The sequence below is a fragment of the Brevundimonas sp. FG128 genome (assembly GCF_057809775.1).
Genome location: NZ_JBMDKP010000001.1, coordinates 33,248 through 53,132, shown reverse-complemented (window position 1 = coordinate 53,132; position 19,885 = coordinate 33,248). Strand labels below are relative to the sequence as shown.

At 67.8% G+C, this 19,885-nt stretch carries 24 protein-coding genes and 1 tRNA gene; 7 read left to right on the top strand and 18 right to left on the bottom strand.

Annotated features, from left to right (window positions below; genetic code table 11):
• Window positions 1-66: 66 nt before the first annotated feature.
• The 6 genes from rpoN to ACODSC_RS00275 all read right to left on the bottom strand — a co-directional run bounded on the left by rpoN (window position 67) and on the right by ACODSC_RS00275 (window position 4,650).
• A complete protein-coding gene (gene rpoN / locus ACODSC_RS00300) occupies window positions 67-1,566 on the bottom strand; it encodes an RNA polymerase factor sigma-54 (protein WP_488810721.1) in 1,500 nt (499 codons plus the stop codon).
• A gap of 249 nt (window positions 1,567-1,815) precedes the next feature.
• Window positions 1,816-2,610, bottom strand: a complete 795-nt coding sequence (gene lptB / locus ACODSC_RS00295; protein ID WP_488810719.1) for an LPS export ABC transporter ATP-binding protein — start codon at window positions 2,608-2,610, stop codon at window positions 1,816-1,818.
• A 27-nt stretch (window positions 2,611-2,637) separates the two neighbouring features.
• Window positions 2,638-3,135, bottom strand: coding sequence for an LptA/OstA family protein (locus ACODSC_RS00290; RefSeq protein WP_488810717.1), 498 nt, complete (start codon window positions 3,133-3,135; stop codon window positions 2,638-2,640).
• 2 nt (window positions 3,136-3,137) lie between these two features.
• Entirely contained in the window at window positions 3,138-3,797 is a 660-nt protein-coding gene (lptC, locus tag ACODSC_RS00285; RefSeq protein ID WP_488810715.1) for an LPS export ABC transporter periplasmic protein LptC, read from the bottom strand.
• A gap of 7 nt (window positions 3,798-3,804) precedes the next feature.
• Window positions 3,805-4,419 carry a ribonuclease D gene (locus tag ACODSC_RS00280; RefSeq protein WP_488810713.1) on the bottom strand — a complete coding sequence of 205 codons (615 nt, stop codon included), beginning with the start codon at window positions 4,417-4,419 and terminating at the stop codon, window positions 3,805-3,807.
• A 144-nt stretch (window positions 4,420-4,563) separates the two neighbouring features.
• Window positions 4,564-4,650, bottom strand: a tRNA-Leu gene (locus ACODSC_RS00275).
• Between the two features lie 224 nt (window positions 4,651-4,874).
• Between ACODSC_RS00275 and ACODSC_RS00270 the strand changes: the two genes are divergently transcribed.
• The 3 genes from ACODSC_RS00270 (at window position 4,875) to ACODSC_RS00260 (ending at window position 7,809) form a co-directional block, all read left to right on the top strand.
• The gene (locus ACODSC_RS00270; protein ID WP_488810711.1) at window positions 4,875-5,786 is read left to right on the top strand and encodes a WecB/TagA/CpsF family glycosyltransferase; all 912 of its coding nucleotides are present in this window, start codon (window positions 4,875-4,877) and stop codon (window positions 5,784-5,786) included.
• Window positions 5,787-5,886: 100 nt separating this feature from the next.
• On the top strand, window positions 5,887-7,125 hold the full coding sequence (locus tag ACODSC_RS00265) for an FAD/NAD(P)-binding protein (RefSeq protein WP_488810709.1): 1,239 nt from the start codon (window positions 5,887-5,889) through the stop codon (window positions 7,123-7,125).
• Window positions 7,126-7,272: 147 nt separating this feature from the next.
• Complete coding sequence (locus tag ACODSC_RS00260; protein ID WP_488810707.1) at window positions 7,273-7,809, top strand: polysaccharide biosynthesis/export family protein; 537 nt, start codon at window positions 7,273-7,275, stop codon at window positions 7,807-7,809.
• Between the two features lie 8 nt (window positions 7,810-7,817).
• Here the strand turns inward: ACODSC_RS00260 and ACODSC_RS00255 are convergent, their stop codons facing one another.
• From ACODSC_RS00255 to flgB, 4 genes are all read right to left on the bottom strand, one after another.
• Window positions 7,818-8,198 carry a VOC family protein gene (locus ACODSC_RS00255; protein WP_488810705.1) on the bottom strand — a complete coding sequence of 127 codons (381 nt, stop codon included), beginning with the start codon at window positions 8,196-8,198 and terminating at the stop codon, window positions 7,818-7,820.
• Window positions 8,199-8,259: 61 nt separating this feature from the next.
• Window positions 8,260-8,574 carry a flagellar hook-basal body complex protein FliE gene (gene fliE / locus ACODSC_RS00250; protein ID WP_488810703.1) on the bottom strand — a complete coding sequence of 105 codons (315 nt, stop codon included), beginning with the start codon at window positions 8,572-8,574 and terminating at the stop codon, window positions 8,260-8,262.
• Window positions 8,575-8,584: 10 nt separating this feature from the next.
• Window positions 8,585-9,004: a flagellar basal body rod protein FlgC gene (flgC, locus tag ACODSC_RS00245; RefSeq protein ID WP_488810701.1), complete on the bottom strand. Its 420-nt coding sequence runs from the start codon at window positions 9,002-9,004 to the stop codon at window positions 8,585-8,587.
• A gap of 13 nt (window positions 9,005-9,017) precedes the next feature.
• The gene (gene flgB / locus ACODSC_RS00240) at window positions 9,018-9,425 is read right to left on the bottom strand and encodes a flagellar basal body rod protein FlgB (RefSeq protein ID WP_488810699.1); all 408 of its coding nucleotides are present in this window, start codon (window positions 9,423-9,425) and stop codon (window positions 9,018-9,020) included.
• A gap of 144 nt (window positions 9,426-9,569) precedes the next feature.
• Between flgB and ACODSC_RS00235 the strand changes: the two genes are divergently transcribed.
• The 3 genes from ACODSC_RS00235 (at window position 9,570) to ACODSC_RS00225 (ending at window position 11,047) form a co-directional block, all read left to right on the top strand.
• A complete protein-coding gene (locus tag ACODSC_RS00235) occupies window positions 9,570-9,845 on the top strand; it encodes a FliO/MopB family protein (protein WP_488810697.1) in 276 nt (91 codons plus the stop codon).
• On the top strand, window positions 9,842-10,654 hold the full coding sequence (gene fliP / locus ACODSC_RS00230; protein ID WP_488810695.1) for a flagellar type III secretion system pore protein FliP: 813 nt from the start codon (window positions 9,842-9,844) through the stop codon (window positions 10,652-10,654). Before ACODSC_RS00235 ends, fliP begins: the two co-directional genes overlap by 4 nt.
• 114 nt (window positions 10,655-10,768) lie before the next feature.
• Complete coding sequence (locus ACODSC_RS00225) at window positions 10,769-11,047, top strand: HU family DNA-binding protein (protein WP_087120554.1); 279 nt, start codon at window positions 10,769-10,771, stop codon at window positions 11,045-11,047.
• 190 nt (window positions 11,048-11,237) lie between these two features.
• Here the strand turns inward: ACODSC_RS00225 and ACODSC_RS00220 are convergent, their stop codons facing one another.
• Window positions 11,238-14,081 (bottom strand): tetratricopeptide repeat protein, encoded by a 2,844-nt coding sequence (locus tag ACODSC_RS00220; RefSeq protein ID WP_488810692.1) that lies wholly within the window; start codon window positions 14,079-14,081, stop codon window positions 11,238-11,240.
• 134 nt (window positions 14,082-14,215) lie between these two features.
• On the opposite strand from ACODSC_RS00220, the gene ACODSC_RS00215 reads away from it, so the two are divergent.
• A complete protein-coding gene (locus tag ACODSC_RS00215; protein WP_488810690.1) occupies window positions 14,216-14,605 on the top strand; it encodes a DUF983 domain-containing protein in 390 nt (129 codons plus the stop codon).
• Here the strand turns inward: ACODSC_RS00215 and ACODSC_RS00210 are convergent.
• From ACODSC_RS00210 to ACODSC_RS00180, 7 genes are all read right to left on the bottom strand, one after another.
• Window positions 14,602-15,180: a nucleotidyltransferase family protein gene (locus ACODSC_RS00210; protein WP_488810688.1), complete on the bottom strand. Its 579-nt coding sequence runs from the start codon at window positions 15,178-15,180 to the stop codon at window positions 14,602-14,604. The genes ACODSC_RS00215 and ACODSC_RS00210 overlap by 4 nt on opposite strands.
• Window positions 15,181-15,332: 152 nt before the next feature.
• Window positions 15,333-16,178 carry a bifunctional hydroxymethylpyrimidine kinase/phosphomethylpyrimidine kinase gene (gene thiD / locus ACODSC_RS00205; RefSeq protein ID WP_488810686.1) on the bottom strand — a complete coding sequence of 282 codons (846 nt, stop codon included), beginning with the start codon at window positions 16,176-16,178 and terminating at the stop codon, window positions 15,333-15,335.
• Complete coding sequence (locus ACODSC_RS00200) at window positions 16,175-16,519, bottom strand: DMT family transporter (RefSeq protein WP_488810684.1); 345 nt, start codon at window positions 16,517-16,519, stop codon at window positions 16,175-16,177. The genes thiD and ACODSC_RS00200 overlap by 4 nt, the downstream gene beginning before the upstream one ends.
• 55 nt (window positions 16,520-16,574) lie before the next feature.
• Window positions 16,575-17,399 carry a dihydropteroate synthase gene (gene folP, locus ACODSC_RS00195; protein WP_488810682.1) on the bottom strand — a complete coding sequence of 275 codons (825 nt, stop codon included), beginning with the start codon at window positions 17,397-17,399 and terminating at the stop codon, window positions 16,575-16,577.
• The gene (locus tag ACODSC_RS00190) at window positions 17,396-17,698 is read right to left on the bottom strand and encodes a winged helix-turn-helix domain-containing protein (protein WP_488810680.1); all 303 of its coding nucleotides are present in this window, start codon (window positions 17,696-17,698) and stop codon (window positions 17,396-17,398) included. Before ACODSC_RS00190 ends, folP begins: the two co-directional genes overlap by 4 nt.
• Window positions 17,699-17,701: 3 nt before the next feature.
• Window positions 17,702-18,355, bottom strand: coding sequence for a hypothetical protein (locus ACODSC_RS00185; protein WP_488810678.1), 654 nt, complete (start codon window positions 18,353-18,355; stop codon window positions 17,702-17,704).
• 62 nt (window positions 18,356-18,417) lie between these two features.
• On the bottom strand, window positions 18,418-19,632 hold the full coding sequence (locus tag ACODSC_RS00180; RefSeq protein ID WP_488810676.1) for an acyltransferase family protein: 1,215 nt from the start codon (window positions 19,630-19,632) through the stop codon (window positions 18,418-18,420).
• Window positions 19,633-19,885 lie beyond the last annotated feature (253 nt).

Genomic DNA, 19,885 nt, shown 5'->3' with positions numbered 1-19,885 from the left:
ACGCTCCCGACCGCATTTGGTGTCAATCGGGATCACCGTTTTGTGGTCACGCTTGCCCGTCCGACTTCAGGCGGTCTTCAGCATCCTGCGGCGTTCGACGGAGGATGGAATCCTCAAGGCTTCCCGATACTTGGCGACCGTGCGGCGGGCGATGTCGATGCCCGTCTCCTTCAGGATTTCGACGATGCGGTCGTCGGACAAAACGTCGCCGCCCAGGCCTTCGTCATCGATCATCGTCTTTATCCGATGCCGGACGGCTTCGGCCGAGTGGGTCGAGGCGCCGTCCACCGACTGGATGGCGGCGGTAAAGAAGAATTTCAGCTCGAACACCCCACGCGGGGTCGAGACATATTTGTTCGAGGTGACGCGGCTGACCGTCGATTCGTGCATGCCGATGGCGTCCGCCACCGTCTTCAGGTTCAGCGGCCGCAGGAACTCCACGCCGAAGGCCAGGAAGGCGTCCTGCTGGCGCACGATTTCGGACGACACCTTCAGAATGGTCTTGGCCCGCTGGTCCAGCGACTTGACCAGCCAGTTGGCCTGGGCGGCGCAGTCAGCGACGAAGGTCTTTTCCGTATCGGACCTCGCGCCCGCCTGGACCAGGCCGTGATAGCGCTTGTCCACCAAGAGGCGCGGAAGGGTGTCGGCGTTCAGCTCGACCCGCCAGCCGCCGGCCGGATCAGGCCGCACATGCACATCGGGCACCACCGTCTGGGCCGGTTCGCCGCCAAAGCCGGCGCCGGGGCGCGGCGTCAGCGCCTTCAGCTCGGCGATCATGTCCGTCAGGTCCTCGCCATCGACGTCGCAGACCTTCTTCAGCCCCGCAAGGTCGCGCCTGGCCAGCAGGTCCAGATTGTCCAGCAGGGCCGCCATCGCGGGGTCGAACCGATTGCGCTCGATCAGCTGCAGCTTCAGGCATTCCGGCACCGAGCGCGCCATGACGCCGGTCGGTTCGAACCCGTGGCAGACGGCCAGAACCGCCTCGATCCGCTCCAGCGACACGCCCAGCCGGTCTGCGAACTCGCTCAGCTCGCCGCGCAGATAGCCGCCTTCGTCCGTCGCATCGATCAGGGTCATGGCGACGCCGTGGTCGGCGACCGAAAACCCGGCCGAGGAGGCTTGGGCCTGAAGATGTTCCCACAGGGTGAGCTCGTGCGCGTCCGGCCGTTCGCCGTCGCCCTCGAACATCTGACCGCCCTTGCCGGCGCTGGACCAGTCCGACAGGCCCGGTTGGGCCTCGTCGGTCATCCGGTCGCTGGTGCGCTCGCCCGGCGCCGCGTCGCCGTAGACATCGTCCGAGCCCGCGTCCATCGAGGCGACGGACTCATGCCCCACCCCGTCGCCGAACGACATCTCGCCGTCCGCCGTCGCCTCGACCCGCTCGACCGGCTCGGGCGTCTCGCCTTCCGGCTCGTCGCGTTGCAGCAGCGGATTGCGCTCCAGCTCGGCCTCGACGAAGTCCTCAAGCTCGAGGTTGGACAGTTGCAGCAGCTTGATCGCCTGCTGCAGCTGGGGCGTGATGACCAGCCCCTGCCCCTGCCTGACCTCTAACCTTTGCCCGATCACGTTCGATTATCCCGTCGAGCCGCCAACTGGCCCGAAACTTGCTGGGCAGAATGTCGCCTAAACGGTTAACGTCAGACAAACGTCGTCTTGTCTCCTCCCTGTCGCGTAGCGACGGGGAGGTGGCGCGGCGCGTCTTCGCGTCGTGACGGAGGGGCTTTTTGGCCGCATCACAGGCGTCCGTGGAGCTTCCAGAGCCCCTCCATCACTTCGTGGTCCCCCTCTCCATTGCATGGGGAGGAGACATTTGGATCAAACGTAGTTTTCGCCCAGATACACCCGACGCACTTCGGGGTCGTGAACCGCCTCGTCCGAGGTGCCTTCGAACAGCACCGCGCCGTTCGAGATGATCGAAACCCGATCGGTGATGTCCAGCGTCTCGCGCACATTGTGGTCGGTGATCAGCACGCCGATGCCTTGCCCGGCCAGATAGCGGATCACGTTGCGGATGTCGGCGATGGCCAGGGGGTCGATGCCCGCGAAGGGTTCGTCCAGCAGCATGAAGGACGGCCGTCCAGCCAGCGCCCGCGCGATCTCGACCCGCCGACGTTCGCCGCCCGACAGGGCCGTGGCTCTGGCATGACGCAGGTGGTCGATGTGCAGTTCGTGCAGCAGCCGGTCGGTCTCGACGCCGATCTGGTTGGCCGGATAGTTCAGCTCGACCACCGAGCGGACGTTCTGCTCCACCGTCATGCCGCGAAAGATCGAGGCTTCCTGCGCCAGATAGCCCAGCCCCATGCGGCTGCGCTGGTACATAGGCTGGCCCGTGATGTCCTCGCCGTCCAGCCAGATCGAGCCGGCATCCGGCGGGATCAGACCGGTGATCATGTAGAAACAGGTCGTCTTGCCCGCGCCGTTCGGCCCCAACAGGCCCGCGACTTCGCCGCGCTGAACCGTCAGGGACACGTCGCGCACCACCTGCCTCTGGCCGAAGGCGCGGGCGATGTTGCGCACCCGCAGCCCCTTTTCGGCAGGGGCGACTTCCGGCTGCGGCGTCGTCGCCGGCCGGTCGTCCAGGTTCAGGGCTGACAGTTCCTTGCGCGCCAAATGCTCAGGTCCAGACGGCCGACGGCCTCAGTTTGCGTTGGGGTAGAAGACGCCCTGCACACGGTTGCCGGCTGCGCCACGTGGCGCGCCGTCCATCCGGGCCGTCTCGGTGTTGACGTTATAGACCAGGCGCGAGCCCGTCAGGACGTTCTTGCCCTGGGTCAGGACGACATTGCCCGTCACCACGATCTCGCCGCTGCCCAGATTATAGACGGCGCCGTCGCCGCGCATCGACTGGTCGGGGGTGACGAAATAGACCGTGCCGGAGGCCTCGGCCCGTTGCAGGTCGCCGCCTTCGCCGCTGACCAGGGTCAGGGTGTCGGCGCGAAAGCGGTTGCCGCCCTGGGTCGCCTCGGCGCGTCCCCGCAGGATTATGCGGTTGGGGCCATATTCCACCGTGTCGGCGCCATAGGCGACCGGCTGGTTCGTTGTCTGGGCGGACGACGATTGGGCGTCGCCGATCGTCGGCAGGGCCAGGACCGTCACGGCTGCGATCGCCGCCAGGCTGTTCGAAATCTTCGTCATGATCATCCGCCTGACCCCGTGGGCGTCAGCACGCCCTTCACCTTGTTGTCGCCCGCGCCCTCGAAAACGACGCGCTGGCCCTGATCATAGATCGCATAGGACGATGCGTTGATGGTTCCAATAGGGCCTGAACCCTGAACGCCCTTTGAACCCGTGACGATTCCGGTCGACGTATCGACCACCGCCTCGGGCGTAGTCAGCACGAAGCCCGTCCCGCCGTCAGAGATTCGCACGTTCGGCCCGATGGTCACCGTCCTGGCCTGTTCGTTATAGGTGCCGCCGTCGGCGGTCAGCTCGGTCACCTTGCGCCCGCCCAGGTTAAGCTTCAGCGCCGGTCCGATCAGGCGGAAATGGCCGGTGGCCGGATCACGGATGGCGCCCTGCGCGCCGACGGTGAAGGCGCGGCCCTGCGCGTCCTGGCCGTGGAACAGGGGGGCGTCCAGGCGAACTTCCTGGCTCTGGCTGGCCTTGCGCTCCACCCCCGACATCACTGTGCGGAAGACGGTCCAGGTCAGGGCGCCGCCCGCCAGCACCAGGATGATGATCGGCAGAACCCGGCGATACAGCTTCACCCGCCGCGAGCGCGCACGCCAGCGGGCACCGGCCAGGGCGACCCTGGCCTCGTCGGCCTCGATGCGGGACTGTTCGCCGGGTTCGGTCAAGCGCGCCTCAGCTGTGGGCGAAGATGTCGATCTCGTCCCAGCCGGCGAGGTCGAGCGCCGACCGCGTCGGCAGGAAGTCGAAACATTGGGCCGCCAGCTCGGCGCGCCCCTCGCGCGCCAGCATCAGGTCCAGCTTGGCCTTGGCCGCGTGCAGATAGAGAACGTCCGAGGCGGCGTAGTCCAGCTGCGCCTGGGTCAGCGTTTCGGCGCCCCAGTCAGAGGACTGCTGGGCCTTGGACAGGTCCACGCCCACCGTCTCGCGCACCACGTCCTTCAGGCCGTGCCGGTCGGTATAGGTCCGCGCCAGCTTGGAGGCGATCTTGGTGCAATAGACCGGCCGGGTCTCGACCCCCAGGTGCAGCAGGAACATGCCGATGTCGAACCGGCCGAAATGGAAGATCTTGGTCACCGCCGGATCGGTCAGCACCCGCTTCAGGTTCGGACAGTCGTAGTCGGGCCGTCTCATCCGCACGACGTGGGCGTTCCCGTCGCCGGACGACAGCTGCACCACGCACAGCGGGTCGCGGCGGAAGCGCAGGCCCATGGTCTCGGAATCGACGGCGACCTCGGTTCCCAGGTCCAGGTCGTCGGGCAGGTCGCCCTCGTGCAGGTAAACGGTCATGCTCTGGCTCTTACACGGCGAACGCGGTGGACGGAACGGCTTACAACACGACTGGGGGGCCTCAGCAGCAGAGCGCCGCGTGCGCTGCGGTAGGCCAAAAAGAATGAAAGCGCCGCACCGTTCGGTGCGACGCTTTCAATAATATGGTGCCCAGAAGAGGACTCGAACCTCCACGGCCGTTAAGCCACTGGCACCTGAAGCCAGCGCGTCTACCAATTCCGCCATCTGGGCCCCGTCGGCAGCGCCTTGCGGCGTTTCCATCGGGAAGGCGCGGACCTCTAAGGCAGCGAAACGACGGGGTCAACAGAGGTTTTCCACCCCACGTCGTTTTCTTCCGCAAGCGGAGCTGAAAGCTCCGAAGGACGGCGTCACACAGCCTCTCTGGACGGGGCTTAATGCGCGCTAAGCCTGTTTCATAACTCTGCCTTGAGACGAGGCGGGCCATACCGGGCCCCATGGCGGACCCTTCCATCAGCCCCCGCGCGCCCGAGCGCCGCGCCGCCCCCCGGCCCGCGTTCCGCAAGCGCCGCCGCCAACGCGAGCGCGTCCATATGCTGGGCCAGCGGGTCGATCTGGTGAAGCCCGAAGAGGTGCTGCATCACGTTCAGGAGGCGGTGCAGCAGGGCCGAAAGAGCCTGATCGCCAACCATAATCTCCACAGCCTGTATCTGATCCAGAAGCAGCCCGAACTGGCGGCCTTCTACGCCCGGGCCGAACTGGTGGAGGTGGATTCCACGCCGATGATCGCCTTCTCGCGGGCCTTGGGCCTGCACAGCCGGGGCTTTCACCGCTGCACCTATCTGGATTGGCGCGCCCATTTCTGGAGCGTGGCCGAGCGTAACGGCTGGCGCGTCATGTCGGTGGGCGGCGCGCCCGGCGTCGGCGAAGCGGCGGCGCGGCGGCTGCGGGAAACCTGGCCCAAGGCCGACATCCACATCCACCACGGCTATTTCGACGTCCGCCGCGATTCGCCCGAGAATGCGGCGGTCCTGGCCCGGATCGCAGCCTTCCAGCCCCACATCCTGTTCGTCGGCATGGGCATGCCGCGCCAGGAGTTGTGGATCGACAACAACTACGACGCTCTGCCCGACTGTGTGATCCTGTCGGTCGGCGCGGCCTTCGACTATGAGGCCGGGGTCCAGAAGGCTGCGCCGCGCTGGATGGGGCGCGCCGGGATCGAATGGGCCTATCGTTTGGTCCAGGATCCGAAACGGCTGTTCGTCCGCTACTGTGTCGAGCCGTGGTCGCTGCTGCCCCTGGCCCTCGACGACCTGCGCGCCGCGCGCCGTCGCCGCGCCGGCAAGCCGCCGGTTCGCGCTCAGGACTTCGGCGCCGCCCCGGCCGAGGATGCGCCTCGCCGCGTCTGATCACTTTATTCCTACTGTCAGATAGATATTTATCGCCATGATCGGCCCCCGATCGCCGCGTGTTATCGACGCGGACGGAAAACCGTAACGGGGGACGCGAATGCCGCAGCAGAACGGACCGCATGTCGCGATCGTCGGGGCCGGATTCAGCGGCCTGCTGACCGCCGTCAATCTGCTGAGGACCTCGCTCGACGTGCGGGTGACGCTGATCGAACGTCGCGCCGTCTTCGGTCCCGGCACCGCCTATGACACCGGCAATCCCGGCCATCTGCTGAACGTCCGCCTCGACAATATGAGCGCCTTTCCCGACCAGCCGGGGCATCTGGCCGACTGGCTGGCGGAACAGCCGTCGTGGCGCGCCCAAGACGGCTTCATCACCCGCGGCGTCTATGGCGAATATCTGAAACACCTGCTGGACGAGGCGCTGCAAGATGCGCCCGACCGGCTTATCCTGTCGCGCGGCGAGGCCCTTTCGCTGGACCGCTGCGACGACGGCTGGCGCATTCAGACCAGCGGCGGCGAGGTCACGGCGGATCAGGTAGTGCTGGCGTTGGGCAATCTGGAACCCGCCTCGCCGCCGGGTGTGGACGAGGCCGTCCGCGCCTCGGCCGCCTATGTCGAAAACCCCTGGCGGCTGGACCCCCGGTCGGTAGGCGACGCACGCAACATCCTGCTGATCGGCGCGGGCCTGACGATGGTCGATGCGGCCCTGACGCTGCGCCGTCCGGGACGTCGGCTGACGGCCCTGTCGCGCCACGGCCTTTTGCCTCGCGCCCACGCCACCGTGCCGCCCGTCCCCTTCGTCGGCGACTTCTCCGGCGACCCGGCGGGGGTGTTGAAACAGGTGCGGACTGCGACGGCCGACGCGGATTGGCGCGCCGTCTTCGATCGTTTGCGTCATTCCGCCCGCACCCTTTGGCGCGACTGGTCGCAAGGGCAGCGCAGCCGGTTCCTGCGCCATCTGCGGCCGCTATGGGACGTGCATCGCCACCGGTTGTCGCCCGGTTCGGCCCGCGACATCCATTCCATGCTGGCCAGCGGCGAACTGACCGTGCTGGCGGGCAAGCTGACCGAGTTGAGGGCGACCGACATGGTCGAGGCCGTTTGGCGCCCGCGCGGCCGCAAGCGCGCCATCCGCGACCGCTTCGACCTGGTGGTGAACTGCACCGGGCCGCTGGGGGTCATCGCCAAGAGCACCGAACCGATGATCCGCGACATCCTGGACAAGGGCTACGGCCGGCCCGACCCCCTGGGCCTGGGGCTGCAGGTCGACGACGACGGCCGGCTGATGGACGGCGCGGGCGGAGCGGCCAGGGGTTGCACGCCATCGGCCCCCTGACGCGCGGCGCCTTTTGGGAAATGACCGCCGTGCCGGACCTGCGTGGCCAGGCCCGCGATCTGGCCCGCCGCATCCTGTCGGATCGGTCCTAGACCTGAACAACCGACGCGTTTAGCCTCCACACCCAGGAAATCGGGGAAGGCTGACATGCGGCAAGGACTGCGCACCGGCATGATCGGCCTTGTCCTGGCGTTCGCCTTGGCCGGCTTCGCGCCCCAAACGGTTTCGGATTATCGCCTGGCCTCCGCCGACAAGGTGCGCATCGACGTCTTCGGCGAGGAGGCCCTGAGCGGCGAATTCATCATCGACGCCGAGGGCGAGATCGCCTTGCCCCTGATCGGCGAAGTCCAGGCCGCTGGCCTGACGATCGCCCAGCTTCAGGACGCGGTGACGCAGGCTCTGATCCAGGGCTATCTGAACCAGCCGCACGTCACGGCCCAGGTCCTGACCTATCGGCCCATCTACATCCTGGGCGAGGTCAATCGGCCGGGAGAATACCCCTATGCGCCCGACCTGACGGTGCTCAACGCCGTGGCGACGGCCCAGGGCTTCACCTACCGCGCCAACACCCGCCGCGTCTTCGTGCGTCGCGCGGGATCACAGACCGAAGAACCCCAGCCGCTGACCGCCGACACGCGGGTCTTCCCCGGCGACACGCTGCGGATCGGCGAGCGCTATTTCTGAACCCCGCGTCACATCCCCTCGACCAGGTGGATCAGATTGCCGTCGGGATCGGCGAACCAGGCCAGCTTGACGGGACCGCTCTCGTGGACGTCGCCATTCAGCGACAGGCCGGGCAGGTCGTAATGTTCGAAAACCACGCCCCGCGCCTTCAGCGTCCGGACAGTCTCGACCAGGTCGCCGTCCATGGCGAAGGTGACGGCGTTGGCCTTGTTGGTTCCGGCGTACTGCGACGGATAAACGGTCAGCCGCGTCGCGCCGGTGCGAAAGGTCAGGGCCTGGCCCATCCCCTCGTCCTCCAGCGTCAGACCCAGCACATCGCGATAGAAGGTCTTCGCCCTGTCGATGTCTCTGACGGCGATGATGGCGGATGAGTCGCGGTCTTCCAGCATGGCGTCCTCCTTTGGTCGAAGGGCCAGCTAAGAGATCGGCGATAAGGTTCCGAGCGTCGGCTCAGATCGGCATGGCCATGATTTCCTTGTAGGCGGAAATCACCTGGTCGCGCACCGAGATCACCGTCTCCAACGACGCCTCGGCCGAGCTCAGCGCCGTGACCACGTCAATCAGATTGCCCTGGCCCTGGACCGACTTCGTCATCTGGGTTTCGGCCGAGCGCGACTGCTGGGTCATGTCGGTCATGGCGGTCTTGACCAGGTCGGCGAAACCGCCGTCTCCGGCGCCGGGCGCTTGCGCTGCGCCGGATAGCCCGGTCGGCATGGCGCCGCCCTGGACGGCGGCATAGGCCTTGGCGGCCATCATCGGGTTCATGGCCTAGTCCTCAGCGCTTGATGATGTCGAGGGTGCGGCTGTCCATCGACCGCGCCGTCTCGATGACGTTCAGATTGGCCTCATAGGCGCGCTGCGCCTCACGCATGTCCATGGCCTCGACCAGGGTATCCACGTTCGGCCGCATCACATAGCCCTGGGCGTTCGCCGCCGGGTGGGACGGGTCGTAGTCCATCTTGAAGTCGCTGTCGTCGGGCCGGACCTCGGCTAAAGTCACCCCGGTCGCCCCATCGACCTCGCGCGCCTGGAAGACCGGGATCTGGCGACGATAGGGCTCGCCGCCCGGCGTGCGGGCCGTGGACTGGGCGTTGGCGATGTTCTCGGCGATCACGCGCATGCGCGACTGCTGGGCCTTGAGGGCCGAGGCCGCCACGGCCATGGCGCTGTTGGAGGGTGCGATGGGATCGGGCATGGTTCAGTCGTCCTCAGCTCGCGCCGGGCTTGCGCGCGGCCATGCGGATCATCGACATGGATTTCTGGTAGAAGCCGATGGCGGCGTCATAGGCCATGCGGCTCTCGGCCATCTTCAGCATCTGCTCCTCGACCACCACCGAGTTGCCGTCCAGCGTGGTCTCCGAATCGGGCGACTTGGTCGGGTCGAACCGGACGGGCGTCCCTGCGGGCGCAATGTGGGCGGCGTTGGTGCGCGCCATCTGCAGCCCCCCGCCCGCTCGCATGGCGGCGGCGAAATCGGCAGGCTGCTTAAGGTCGCGGCCGACGAAGCCGGGCGTGTCGGCGTTGGCGACGTTCTCGGCGATCACGCGCTGACGCTCGTCCAGCCAGCCCAGCCGGCCCTTGATCTGCCCCAGCAGCGGTATGTCGGCGACGCCCATGGCGATCTCCCGTGCGACGCGAATGCGCGCGATGGGCAGAAAATGCCGCCTGCATGGTTAATAACCCCTTATCTCAACGCCTCGTTAACCGTGGTGGTTAACAGTCAGGGCCTAAGCGCCGACAGCGCGGGGCCTCAAAGCGTCATGAATTTCCTCGATCTCGCCCGGGCGGTCTTCGGCCTGGCCTTCACCCTCGGCCTGATCGGGATCGTGGCCTGGGCCGCGCGCCGCTATGCGCCCCAGCTGCTGGCGAAGCTCAGCGCCGAACGCGGCGCCCGCCGGCTTCAGGTGGTCGAGACCCTGGTCCTGGACCCCGCCCGCCGCCTGGTCCTGGTCCGCGTGGACGACGAGGAACGGCTGATCCTGCTGGGCGAAGGCCGCGAACTGATCGAGCCGCGCCAGCAGGGGTCGGGCCAGTGAAACGCGCCATCTTCACCACCCCGACCGGGGCCGAGCTGAAACGCGCGGCCCTGCTGTCGCTGTTCACCACCCTGGTCTGTCTGGCCTGGCCCATCGCCGCCCTGGCGCAGGAGGCGGCCCAGTCCGGTTCGGCCGTCAACATCGACCTGGGCACCGGCGCCGGCCTGACCCAGCGGGTGGTGCAACTGGTCGGGCTGATGACCGTCCTGTCGCTGGCGCCGTCCATCGTCATCATGACGACCAGCTTCGTGCGGATCATCGTGGTCCTGTCGCTGCTGCGCACCGCGCTGGGCCTTCAGCAGTCGCCGCCGAACGCCGTGCTGATCTCCCTGTCGCTGTTCCTCAGCGCCATCGTCATGGCCCCGACCTGGCAGGACGCCTATGATTCGGGCATCCGTCCGCTGCTGGATCAGCAGATCGAACTGCCCCAGGCCTTCGATCAGGCGTCGGAACCTGTGAAAACCTTCATGCTGGCCCAGGTGGACCGTGGCGACCTGGCCCTGTTCACCCGTCTCAGCCAGATCGAGCCGCCCCAGAACGTCCAGGAACTGCCCCTGCGGGTGGTCACCCCGGCCTTCATGATCAGCGAGCTGAAGAAGGCGTTCGAAATCGGATTTCTCCTTTTTGTTCCGTTCCTTGTGATCGATCTGGTGGTGGCCAGCGTGCTGATGTCCATGGGTATGATGATGCTGCCGCCGGTGGTGGTCTCCCTGCCCTTCAAGCTGATCTTCTTCGTGCTGGTGGACGGCTGGCGACTGGTCGCCGGAAGCCTGGTCGAGAGCTTCCAAAGAGCGTCCGGTACCGGATAATCCCCGGCCCCATATGGCTTTCAGCGTCATCGGCGCTTGCAAAGCCGATGGAAATCCGTGTTGATCCCTCGGTCCTCGCCCTGAATCGGGCGACTAACACTGGAAACGCTTCTTATGACCACTCAAGCCGAACTGATCGCCGCCGTCGCCAAGGACGCCGGTGTCTCGCAGGCCGACGCCGGCAAGGTGCTGACCGCCATCGTCGAAAACATCCACTCGACCCTGAAGTCGGGCGGCGACATCCGCATCTCGAACCTGGGCGTCTTCGACACCGCCGCCCGCGCCGAGCGCGAAGGCCGCAACCCGGCCACCGGCGCGACCATCAAGATCGCCGCCTCCAAGGCTGTGCGCTTCCGCGTCTCCAAGCCGCTGAAGGACGCCGTCAACGGCTAAGCCTTAGATCCTCCCCCGCACCGCGGGGGAGGGGGACCGCCGTCAGGCGGTGGAGGGGGCTACCGCACCACCGGTGCCTGGGTCCGCCCCCTCCACCACTTCGTGGTCCCCCTCCCCCGTAAAGCACGGGGGAGGATCATAGACGCTTCGACGGGCGGGGGTCGCGACGCGATCTCCGCCCGTTTCAATTTCAGGCGGCGGCTTTCGCCTCCGCTTCTTTTCTGAACGCCTGTTTGGCCGTATTGACCCAGCCGACGAAGGTGTCCGCCTGGGTCGACAGTCCGCCGAAGTCCCCGGCCCCCGCCACGCCCGATAGACTGTCGTCCAGCGCCACGCGGATGGCGGCCCCGGATCGAGCCCCCGCGATGAACGGCGAATACCGCCCGTGCAGCCGTTGCAGGGCGGCCCGGTTTCCGCTCAGCGAATAGCCCACGCCCGCCCGAATCAGCCAGCTTTCCTCAGACGCCGTCAGCGGCGTCCCCGGCGTCTTGTAGCGCTCGTCCAGCCGCGCCTCATAGACCGGCGCCGCATCGCCCCACTTCTGCTGCTTCCAGAAGATGTCGGCCCGCACCTCGCGCGCCGGGGCCGACTGGTCGCGGTCCAGCACTTCCAGCGCATGATCGAACCGGCCCAGGTCCATCAGGGCGCGGGCCTCCAGCGCCCGGCGCTCGCTGTTCATCGCAGCGGGCAACAGGGTGGTGCGCGAGCCCCAGATGGCCTGCAACGCCTTCTCCGGCTGGCGGTCCATCAGATAGACGGTGGCCAGGTTGGTGGCGACCTGCGCCTTGGCCACGCCGTCCAGCCGCTCGTCCACCTGGTGTTTCAAAAGCTCAGCGGCCTGGTCCAGCAGATCGACGTCGATCAGACGGCGCGACAGGCGGCGCACCATCTCGTCCCCGTCGGCCCCGATCGGCGTCAGTTCGCGGAAATCATAGAACAGGGCCAGCGCCTGAACCGGCTGCAATCCGTCCGCCGCCCCGTCCAGGAACAGGGCGCGGAAGGCGTCGGACTGGTCCGCCTGGATCTCGGACGCGCCCGGCACGCCCGCCATCCGCTTGCCCGCCCCGCGCAGGGCGTCCAGCGCCTCGCGGTATCGGCCCTGCTTCAGATAGATGTCCGAAAGCTTGCGGATCACCGCCAGTTCGGTCGCATCCCCGCGCCAGCGCCATTTCAGCTGTTCCAGCTGCTGCGCCGCCTGGTCCGGCGTGATCGCGCCCTTGTCCATTTCCAGGCTGATTGCGCTCAGTTTCGCCGGCGTGGCGATCCCGTCCAGCGGCGCGCGCGCCACGGCCTTGTAGATCGCCAGCGCCCGGTCCTTGTCGCCGTTCAAATCGAACAGCCGCGCCTGCACCAGTCGCGCCATGAGTTGATCCACGGCGGGCGCGTTCTGGCTGAACACATAGGCCAGAAGCTGCTGGGCGGCGGGCAGGTCGTTCAACTGGATCGCGGCCATGGCGTGGGCGGCGCCGAAGCGCGCGCGCCATTCCTTGGGGAAGTCGTCGATGACCGAGGCCCCGGCGGTGAAGTTGCGCCGCGCCCCCTCCCAGTCGCCGTTCTCCGAGGCGATATAGCCCAGCCAGACCTTGGTCGCCGGATCGTTCGCCAAGGCCGCGCCCGAGAAATCGACCTGGGCCTCCTCCAGCCGTCCGACCCCGACGCGGGCGACGCCGCGCAGGCCCCGCACCTCCGGCTCGCCCAGCATGTTGGGCGCCTTGGCGACCAGGGCGTTCAAAACGCCGATCGCTTCATAGTTCAGGCCCGAGGCGACCAGGAACCGCGCCAGGGCCAGCCGCGCCTCGATCGGCGCGCGCGGATTGTCCGTGCCGGCGATGGTCTCCAGACCCGCCGCGTCCTGCAGACGGCGATAGCGATCGGAAAAGCCCGCCTCGCCCGTCGCGGCCCAGCTGTCGACGATCAGGGCCGGGTGCGCGGCCCGTTTGGGCGCGTCGTCGGCGTGATCGCCGCCGTCCAGCGTCGCCGACGGCGGCGACAGCGTCAGGCCGTTGGGCCGGCTCAGGGTGACCAGATCGCCGGCCGCCTCGATCTTCAGGTCGTCGGCCCCGGTCTCGACCGCCATCCCCTGGGCGGTAGGGATCAGGGTCAGGTCGATGGTGCGACGCTCGCCGGAATAGCCCTTGCCTGGCGCAAGCGCGGTCACCGCCGCAAAACGGTCCCCCAGCAGCGGATCGGTCAGCCACACCGCCTTGGTCGCGCCGGCCATGCGCGCGACCAGCACGGGCGAACCGTCTTCGGACCGATCCACCTCGACGCCCGATGCGCCGGCCGGGACGCCGCCGATGGTCACGGTCCAGGTCCCGCCCTGGCCCTGGGCGGCCACCGTAAGCCCCTCCGGCGCGGCGACGCGCATGGCCGTATAGCCCGGCCCCGCCGCCCAGCGCGCGTCCTTGGCCGGCCCCAAGGCCTTGGCGCTGCTCATGTCCATGCGCGCGACCGTGTCGAACACGATCCATACGGCCTCGCCCCGGCGGAAGACCGCCGCCCCCACGGGCGCCCCCCAGTCGAAGGTCAGGACCGTCTTTTCCGGCGTCGATTCGGCCTTCACCGGCACGACGGCATTGACGGCGGCGGCCTTGTCCTCGCCGTCCGTCGCGGCCTTGCCCGGCGCATAGAGGTTCAGCCACACCACGCCGTCGGCGACGCCGGACCGCGCCTGCGCCCCTTCGTCCAGGGTGATGATCAGGTCGGTGCCGCCCGCCCGCGCCATGCGCGTCTCGACCGACTTCACCCCCTCGGGCGGATCGACCTTCAGGCGCGACACATCGGGCGCGGCCGTGGTGCCCAGCCGCACCACCACCTTGTCGCCGTCGCGGCTGACGCGCGAGCGCACGCCGATGACGCCGCCGAATTCGACGCGGGTGAACTCGGCGTTCTGGCCGATGTTGATCGACAGCGGATCGCGCGACCGGCCCGCCTCCTGCGCCAGCGGGGCCAGCGGCGCGAACACGACGGCGCCGACCGTGGCGGCCGCCACGGTCGTCTTCAGGATGCGCTTTGTCGGCGAGGCCCCGGACATATCTCCTGACCCTTGCCCCACAAGGCCTTTAATCGCGGTTAACCGCCGTTCACCGTAGTTCTACGGATAGGTCGCCCCTGGATAGGACAACCGGTCCAAGCGACAGAACCGCGTTCAGGGCGCATGATGGACCAATGACCGACTATCCCCGCCTCAGCACCCTCAAGACCGGCCTGGCCTGCCGCTGCCCCCGCTGCGGCAAGGGGCCGCTGTTCAAGGGCTATCTGACGCTTCAGACCGAATGCCCCGAATGCGGCCTCAGCTACGCCTTCGCCGACCCGGCGGACGGCCCGGCCTTCTTCGTCATGTCGGCGGTGGGTATCGTCGGCATGATCCTGCTGATGGTGTTCGACTTCACCATCCACCCGCCGATCTGGGTGCATCTGGTCGTCACCCTGCCGATCCTGATCGCCATGTGCCTGGGCTGCCTGCGCCCCTTCAAGGCCTGGCTGGTCGCCGAACAATACATCCACAAGGCCGCCCCGCCCGAGTTCTCCTCGAACGGCAAGCACGGCCCCTTCTAGGGTTCGATCACCGTCAGTTCGGGCCAGCGCGCCCGCGCATTCTCGATGGTCTTCGCCCACCCCTTGGCCAGCGGCCGGTTCGGATTGGGCCGGATCGTCATAGAGAAAACATCCTCCAGCCCGAACGGCGCGGCGACGCTGATCGCATCGTCCGCCTCCAGCCGCACCCCGATCCCGAACGCCGGCGCCACAAATCGCCCCAGCGCCTGATCGGTGGAGGTCAGCGGCGCGCACGGCTCGCCGAACCGCTTTTCGAACCACAGATGCACCCGCGCCTGATTCCTGACCTCGACCCGGCTGCGGAACGGTTCGTCGAAGGCGGCGGCGACGCGCTTGATGACCACGTCCTCGGCTTCATAGGACAGGTCCGACGCATCGAAATAGGCCAGGTCGTAGTCCTTGATCCCATAGCCCGCCGGACGGCCGGTCTCGACGTTCCAAACCTGCTGATAGACCGCCCCCGACACCAGCCGCCAGTCCGGCAGGCCCAGCGCCCGCACCGTCGTCAGCACATGCATCAGCCCGGCGTCGGCGCGCACGATGTCGGTCAGTCGTTGGTTCAGGACGTCGCTCATCCCTGATCATTAGCGAGCGCGCCGCTAGCAGGGGAGTGGCGATTAGCGCCCGCCCACACCCTTTTGCTCGTCATCCTCGCCCTTGTGGCGAGGATCCAGACTCCCGGTGTTTCCGCAGGGTGCGCCGGCTTCGAACGCGGAGCGTATGGATCCTAGGCACAAGGCCTAGGATGACGGCGTGGAGGATAGGTTCGCCCCTGCCCCCGCACCGGCCAGCTGTGGTCCAGCGGCCCGTGTCCGCCGCCCAGGCCCGGCGCACGGCGAATTGCCTCGCCGACATAGGCCCAGGCCTCCGCCACCGCGACCTCCAGCGGCCGGCCCAGCGCCAGTCCGGCCGCGCATGCGCTGGCCAGGGTGCAGCCGGTGCCGTGGGTGTGGCGGGTGTCGATGCGCTCGGCCTCCAGCACCGTCTCGCCGTCGGTTGTCATCAACAGGTCGATCACCGTCGGCCCCGACACATGCCCCCCCTTCATCAGCACCGCCCGCGCGCCCATGGCCAGCAGGGCCTCGCCGGCCCGCCTCTGGCCGTCCAGATCATGGACGGCGAACCCGGTCAGGGCCTCGGCCTCGGGCGCATTGGGCGTCAGCAGGGCCGCGCGCGGGATCATCAGGCGCTTGACCGCCTCGACCGCCGCATCGGGCAACAGCGGATGGCCGCCCTTGGCCACCATGACGGGATCGACCACGGCCGGGGCGTCTGCCTCGTCCAGCAGGGCGGCGACCGTCTCGACCACCTCGACCGAGCCCAACATGCCGGTCTTGAAGGCGTCGGTCCCGATATCCTCCAGCACCGCCCGCGCCTGGGCCGCGATCAGGTCCAGCGGCAACGGATAGACCCCGTGAACCCCCAATGTGTTCTGCACCGTGATGGCCGTAATCGCGGTCGCCGCGAACCCGCCCATCATCGTCACGGCCTTGATGTCGGCCTGGATGCCCGCGCCGCCGCCTGAATCCGACCCGGCCAGGATCAGCACCCGCCCCTGATGAAGCGCGCTCATGCATGGGCTCCCGAGAACAGCTTCAGCCCGACGATGCCCGCCACGATCAGCAGGATGCACACCGCCCGCACGGCCGTCGCCGGCTCGCCGTAGACCACGATCCCGACCACGGCCGCGCCCACGGCGCCGATGCCGGTCCAGATCGCGTAGGCGGTGCCGATCGGCAGCCTCTGCGTCGCCACCCACAACAGGATCATGCTGGCCGCCAGCGCGACCAGCACGCCCAGCGACGTCAGCGGCCTTTGCAGGCTGACGTTCTTCAGGCCGGAGGCCCAAAGCACTTCCAGCAGACCGGCGACGACCAGCGTCACCCACGGATTGATCGACATGACCCAGGACATGCAAACCAGATGGAACAGCCGGCCACCGGGGGCAAGCCTGCCACAACGCGTGGCCTCAATCGGTCAGGGGACGAAGCACCCGAAAGGCGTCCACCGCCGCCTGAACCTTCAGCGCCTGCACCGTCTCGCGCACGTCATGGACCCGCACCATCCGCGCCCCGCGCCGCGCCCCCTCCAGCGCCAGGGCGATGGAGCCGCCCAGCCGGTCCGTCGCATCCACCGCCGTCGCATCCACCGCCTGGATCGTGCGCTTGCGGCTGGCGGCGTACAGCACCGGAAAGCCCAGTTCGACCAGCACGTCCAGCCGCGCCGTCAGCGCCATATTGTGCGCCAGCGTCTTGCCGAAGCCGATGCCCGGATCCAGCCAGATCCGCTCGCGCGCCACGCCCGCCGCCATCGCCGCCTCGGCCCGGTCGCTCAGATAATCCCGCACCTCGCCCACCACGTCTTCATAGCGCGGGTCCGCCTGCATCGTGCGCGGCTCGCCCTTCATGTGCATCAGCACCACGTCGCACCCCAGCTCAGCCGCGACCGCCACACTGTCCGGCGCATGGCTCAGCGCCGTCACGTCGTTCCACATCGTCGCCCCGGCCGCGACGGCGGCGCGCGCGACGCCGGGCTTCATCGTGTCGATGCTGATCGCGCCGTCCCAGCGCGCGCGAACGCCCGCGATCACCGGCGCCACCCGCTCGATCTCCTCGCCCTCGCCCACCGGATCGGCGCCCGGTCGGGTGCTCTCGCCCCCGATGTCCAATACGTCCGCGCCGTCCGCGACCAGCCGCATCGCCTGATCCACCGCCGCTTGCGTCGAAGCCCAGCGCCCGCCGTCAGAGAAGCTGTCGGGCGTGACGTTGACGATGCCCATCACCTGAACCCTCATGACGGCCTCCCGATCAGCCCGCCCAGCGCCTCCAGATAGGCGGCGAAGGCCTTGCGGCCGGCGGGCGTGATCGACACGCGGGTCAGGGGCTTGTTGTTCACGAAGCTCTTGGCCACGGCGACATAGCCCGCCTCCTCCAGCTTCTTGATATGGACGGACAGATTGCCCTGCGTCGCCTCCAGCACCGTCTTCAGCTCGGTGAAGTCGGCGGCTTCCGCGTCGGCCAGATAGACCATGATCCCCAGCCGCATGCGACCGTGGATGACCTCGTCGATCCGTCCGAGATCGTTCAGTCCCATGGTTCAGTCGGCGACCGGAACGGCGGTGCGAACGCGCAGGGCGTCGCGCGTCATGATCCAGCCCGGCCCGGCGAACAGCACGAACAGCGCGGCGGTGCAGACGTAAAGATACAGGATCGGGTCACGCACCAGCAGGCCCAGCGCCACCGCCGTGACCCAGGCGCCGATCGACGCCGCCAGCATCCAGCCCTTCTTCTTCAGACTGTAGGCCACGAACCAGGCCGCCGCCTGCAGCGCGAAGATCATCGCCGGATAATAGAGCCAGATGGCGAAGTCCTTGTCCCGCGCCGCGCCGAAACCGAACACGACGACGATGGCCAGGTTCGCCATCCCCGCTCCGCTGAAGGCCGCATTCAGGGTGCGGGTCGCGATCGGCCCGGCCGTTCCCAGCTTGCGGTCCTCGCGCACGGCCCAGGTCAGCACGATCAGGAAGGCGACGGTGATCGCGCTGACGAAGGCCAGATTGGCCAGGCCGGGCCAGCGAATCCATCCCACCGCCTGGCCGATGTGAAACAGGCACTGAAGCCCGTACAGCAGCCCGCCGGCCAGATAGGCCACGCCCAGCGTCAGGGTCGCCTTGGGATTGTCGCCGCCCTGGACGATGGACCTCAGAAAGGCCAGATCGGCTTCGGGCGTGCTGCGGGACTTGTCGGACATCGGGTGATTCCTGTGCGACGGGCGCGCGTTCTCGGATGAACGCCGCCGCCGGGGTTGGCAAGCTATTCGGCGGGGATCAGGGCGGGGGTCGGCTTGTTACGCCACGGCACGCGCCGCCCGTTCAGCCAGCGTCCCAGGGCGGTGTGGCGGACCAGAAGTTCATAGCTGGCGAACGACAAGGCCAGCACGCCCCCGACCACGACCGCCAGCTTGACGACCCACGGCAGGCTCCAGTCCTGCACCAGGACCTGGGCGGCCATCACCAGCGGCAGGTGGACGATATAGATCCAGTAGGAGGCATCGGCGACGTAACGGCGCGCCGCGCTGTGTCCGCCGAAGAACCGCAGGGCCAGACCCATGGCCGCAAAGGCCGAGGCGTAGGTCGCCACGCCGAACGCCGCCGCCGTCATCGCCTTCATCGCCGGATCGGTCATCGGGACCAGATGGGGGTTCGGCCCGCCCGCCAGCATCAGGGCGGCGACCCCGGCGGCCACCGCCACCCCCAGATAGACCGCCCACAGGCGCCGGATCCTCTCCAGCAGATCGCGCCGACGATCCAGCAGGGCGCCGAAGCCGAACGCCAGGCCGAACCCGACCAAGGCAGCCGGATTGGGAACCAGACCCGCATCCGGGGTCGGCACGCCGAAGAAGGCGATCCAGTTCGGCTGCATCCACAAGGCCACGGACAGGGGCGCGCCCAGCACGAACGGTCCCCACGGCCCGATCAGCCCGCCTGTCGCCCGGTCCACCGCCCGGCCCCATGCTCCGCTGCGATCCAGCGCCTGGAACGGCGCGCGCAGGATCAGCATCCCGGCATAGAGGATCAGCAACAGCCACAGGAACCACAGATGGGTCAGCGGCATGTTGGTCCAGTCATATTTGGGCGGCGGCGGCGCATCGGCGACGGTCAGGCCCTGCAACGACGCATTCCAGATCACCACCGCCACGATGGCCATCAACGCCACGCCCCAGAAGACGCCGAAGGGCGCGGCGATGCGGATCATACGGTTCCTGACGAAGCCCCTCATGCCCATCCGCCCCAGCATCATGTGCGCGAACAGTCCGGCGATCAGGAAGAAGGTCGTCATCCGAAACAGGTGGATGGCGAAGAACAGGCCGCTGGCCCAGACCGACCGCTGGTCGTCCGCGACGATCCAGATCTGGGTCGGAAAGAAGGACATGGCGCCATGCAGCACCACCCCCAGCAACAACGCCGCCCCCCTCAGCGCATCGAGCCCGTGCAGGCGCTCGGAGGAAACAGTTTCAGATGCCGACATGACGACCCCTCCCAATGTGGAAGCCGCCATATCTCACAGACTAGTCTGTAATGCAAACTTGTTCGTTATATCTCGATCCAAACGTCATCCTTAGGCCTTGTGCCTAGGATCCAGACTCCCGGTGCATGAAGTGAGGCAGGGCGGCGAGGCCCGGTCGTCACCACCGCCTGAGTCTATGGATCCTAGGCACAAGGCCTAGGATGACGGCGTGGGAGCAGGGCATCTCCCCGACTTCGCCGCCTCGCCCCCGACG

Coding starts and splice junctions, on each gene's coding strand:
- ACODSC_RS00265 (WP_488810709.1), top strand. CDS start 5,887: ATGCCGCAGCAGAACGGACCGCATGTCGCGATCGTCGGGGCCGGATTC.
- ACODSC_RS00280 (WP_488810713.1), bottom strand. CDS start 4,419: ATGACCGTTTACCTGCACGAGGGCGACCTGCCCGACGACCTGGACCTG.
- ACODSC_RS00260 (WP_488810707.1), top strand. CDS start 7,273: ATGCGGCAAGGACTGCGCACCGGCATGATCGGCCTTGTCCTGGCGTTC.
- ACODSC_RS00200 (WP_488810684.1), bottom strand. CDS start 16,519: ATGTCCTGGGTCATGTCGATCAATCCGTGGGTGACGCTGGTCGTCGCC.
- ACODSC_RS00215 (WP_488810690.1), top strand. CDS start 14,216: ATGACCGACTATCCCCGCCTCAGCACCCTCAAGACCGGCCTGGCCTGC.
- flgC (WP_488810701.1), bottom strand. CDS start 9,004: ATGCCCGATCCCATCGCACCCTCCAACAGCGCCATGGCCGTGGCGGCC.
- thiD (WP_488810686.1), bottom strand. CDS start 16,178: ATGAGCGCGCTTCATCAGGGGCGGGTGCTGATCCTGGCCGGGTCGGAT.
- ACODSC_RS00185 (WP_488810678.1), bottom strand. CDS start 18,355: ATGTCCGACAAGTCCCGCAGCACGCCCGAAGCCGATCTGGCCTTTCTG.
- flgB (WP_488810699.1), bottom strand. CDS start 9,425: ATGGGCGTCGCCGACATACCGCTGCTGGGGCAGATCAAGGGCCGGCTG.
- folP (WP_488810682.1), bottom strand. CDS start 17,399: ATGAGGGTTCAGGTGATGGGCATCGTCAACGTCACGCCCGACAGCTTC.
- ACODSC_RS00220 (WP_488810692.1), bottom strand. CDS start 14,081: ATGTCCGGGGCCTCGCCGACAAAGCGCATCCTGAAGACGACCGTGGCG.
- ACODSC_RS00235 (WP_488810697.1), top strand. CDS start 9,570: ATGAATTTCCTCGATCTCGCCCGGGCGGTCTTCGGCCTGGCCTTCACC.
- ACODSC_RS00225 (WP_087120554.1), top strand. CDS start 10,769: ATGACCACTCAAGCCGAACTGATCGCCGCCGTCGCCAAGGACGCCGGT.
- fliE (WP_488810703.1), bottom strand. CDS start 8,574: ATGAACCCGATGATGGCCGCCAAGGCCTATGCCGCCGTCCAGGGCGGC.
- ACODSC_RS00210 (WP_488810688.1), bottom strand. CDS start 15,180: ATGAGCGACGTCCTGAACCAACGACTGACCGACATCGTGCGCGCCGAC.
- ACODSC_RS00255 (WP_488810705.1), bottom strand. CDS start 8,198: ATGCTGGAAGACCGCGACTCATCCGCCATCATCGCCGTCAGAGACATC.
- ACODSC_RS00180 (WP_488810676.1), bottom strand. CDS start 19,632: ATGTCGGCATCTGAAACTGTTTCCTCCGAGCGCCTGCACGGGCTCGAT.
- ACODSC_RS00190 (WP_488810680.1), bottom strand. CDS start 17,698: ATGGGACTGAACGATCTCGGACGGATCGACGAGGTCATCCACGGTCGC.
- ACODSC_RS00290 (WP_488810717.1), bottom strand. CDS start 3,135: ATGACGAAGATTTCGAACAGCCTGGCGGCGATCGCAGCCGTGACGGTC.
- ACODSC_RS00270 (WP_488810711.1), top strand. CDS start 4,875: ATGGCGGACCCTTCCATCAGCCCCCGCGCGCCCGAGCGCCGCGCCGCC.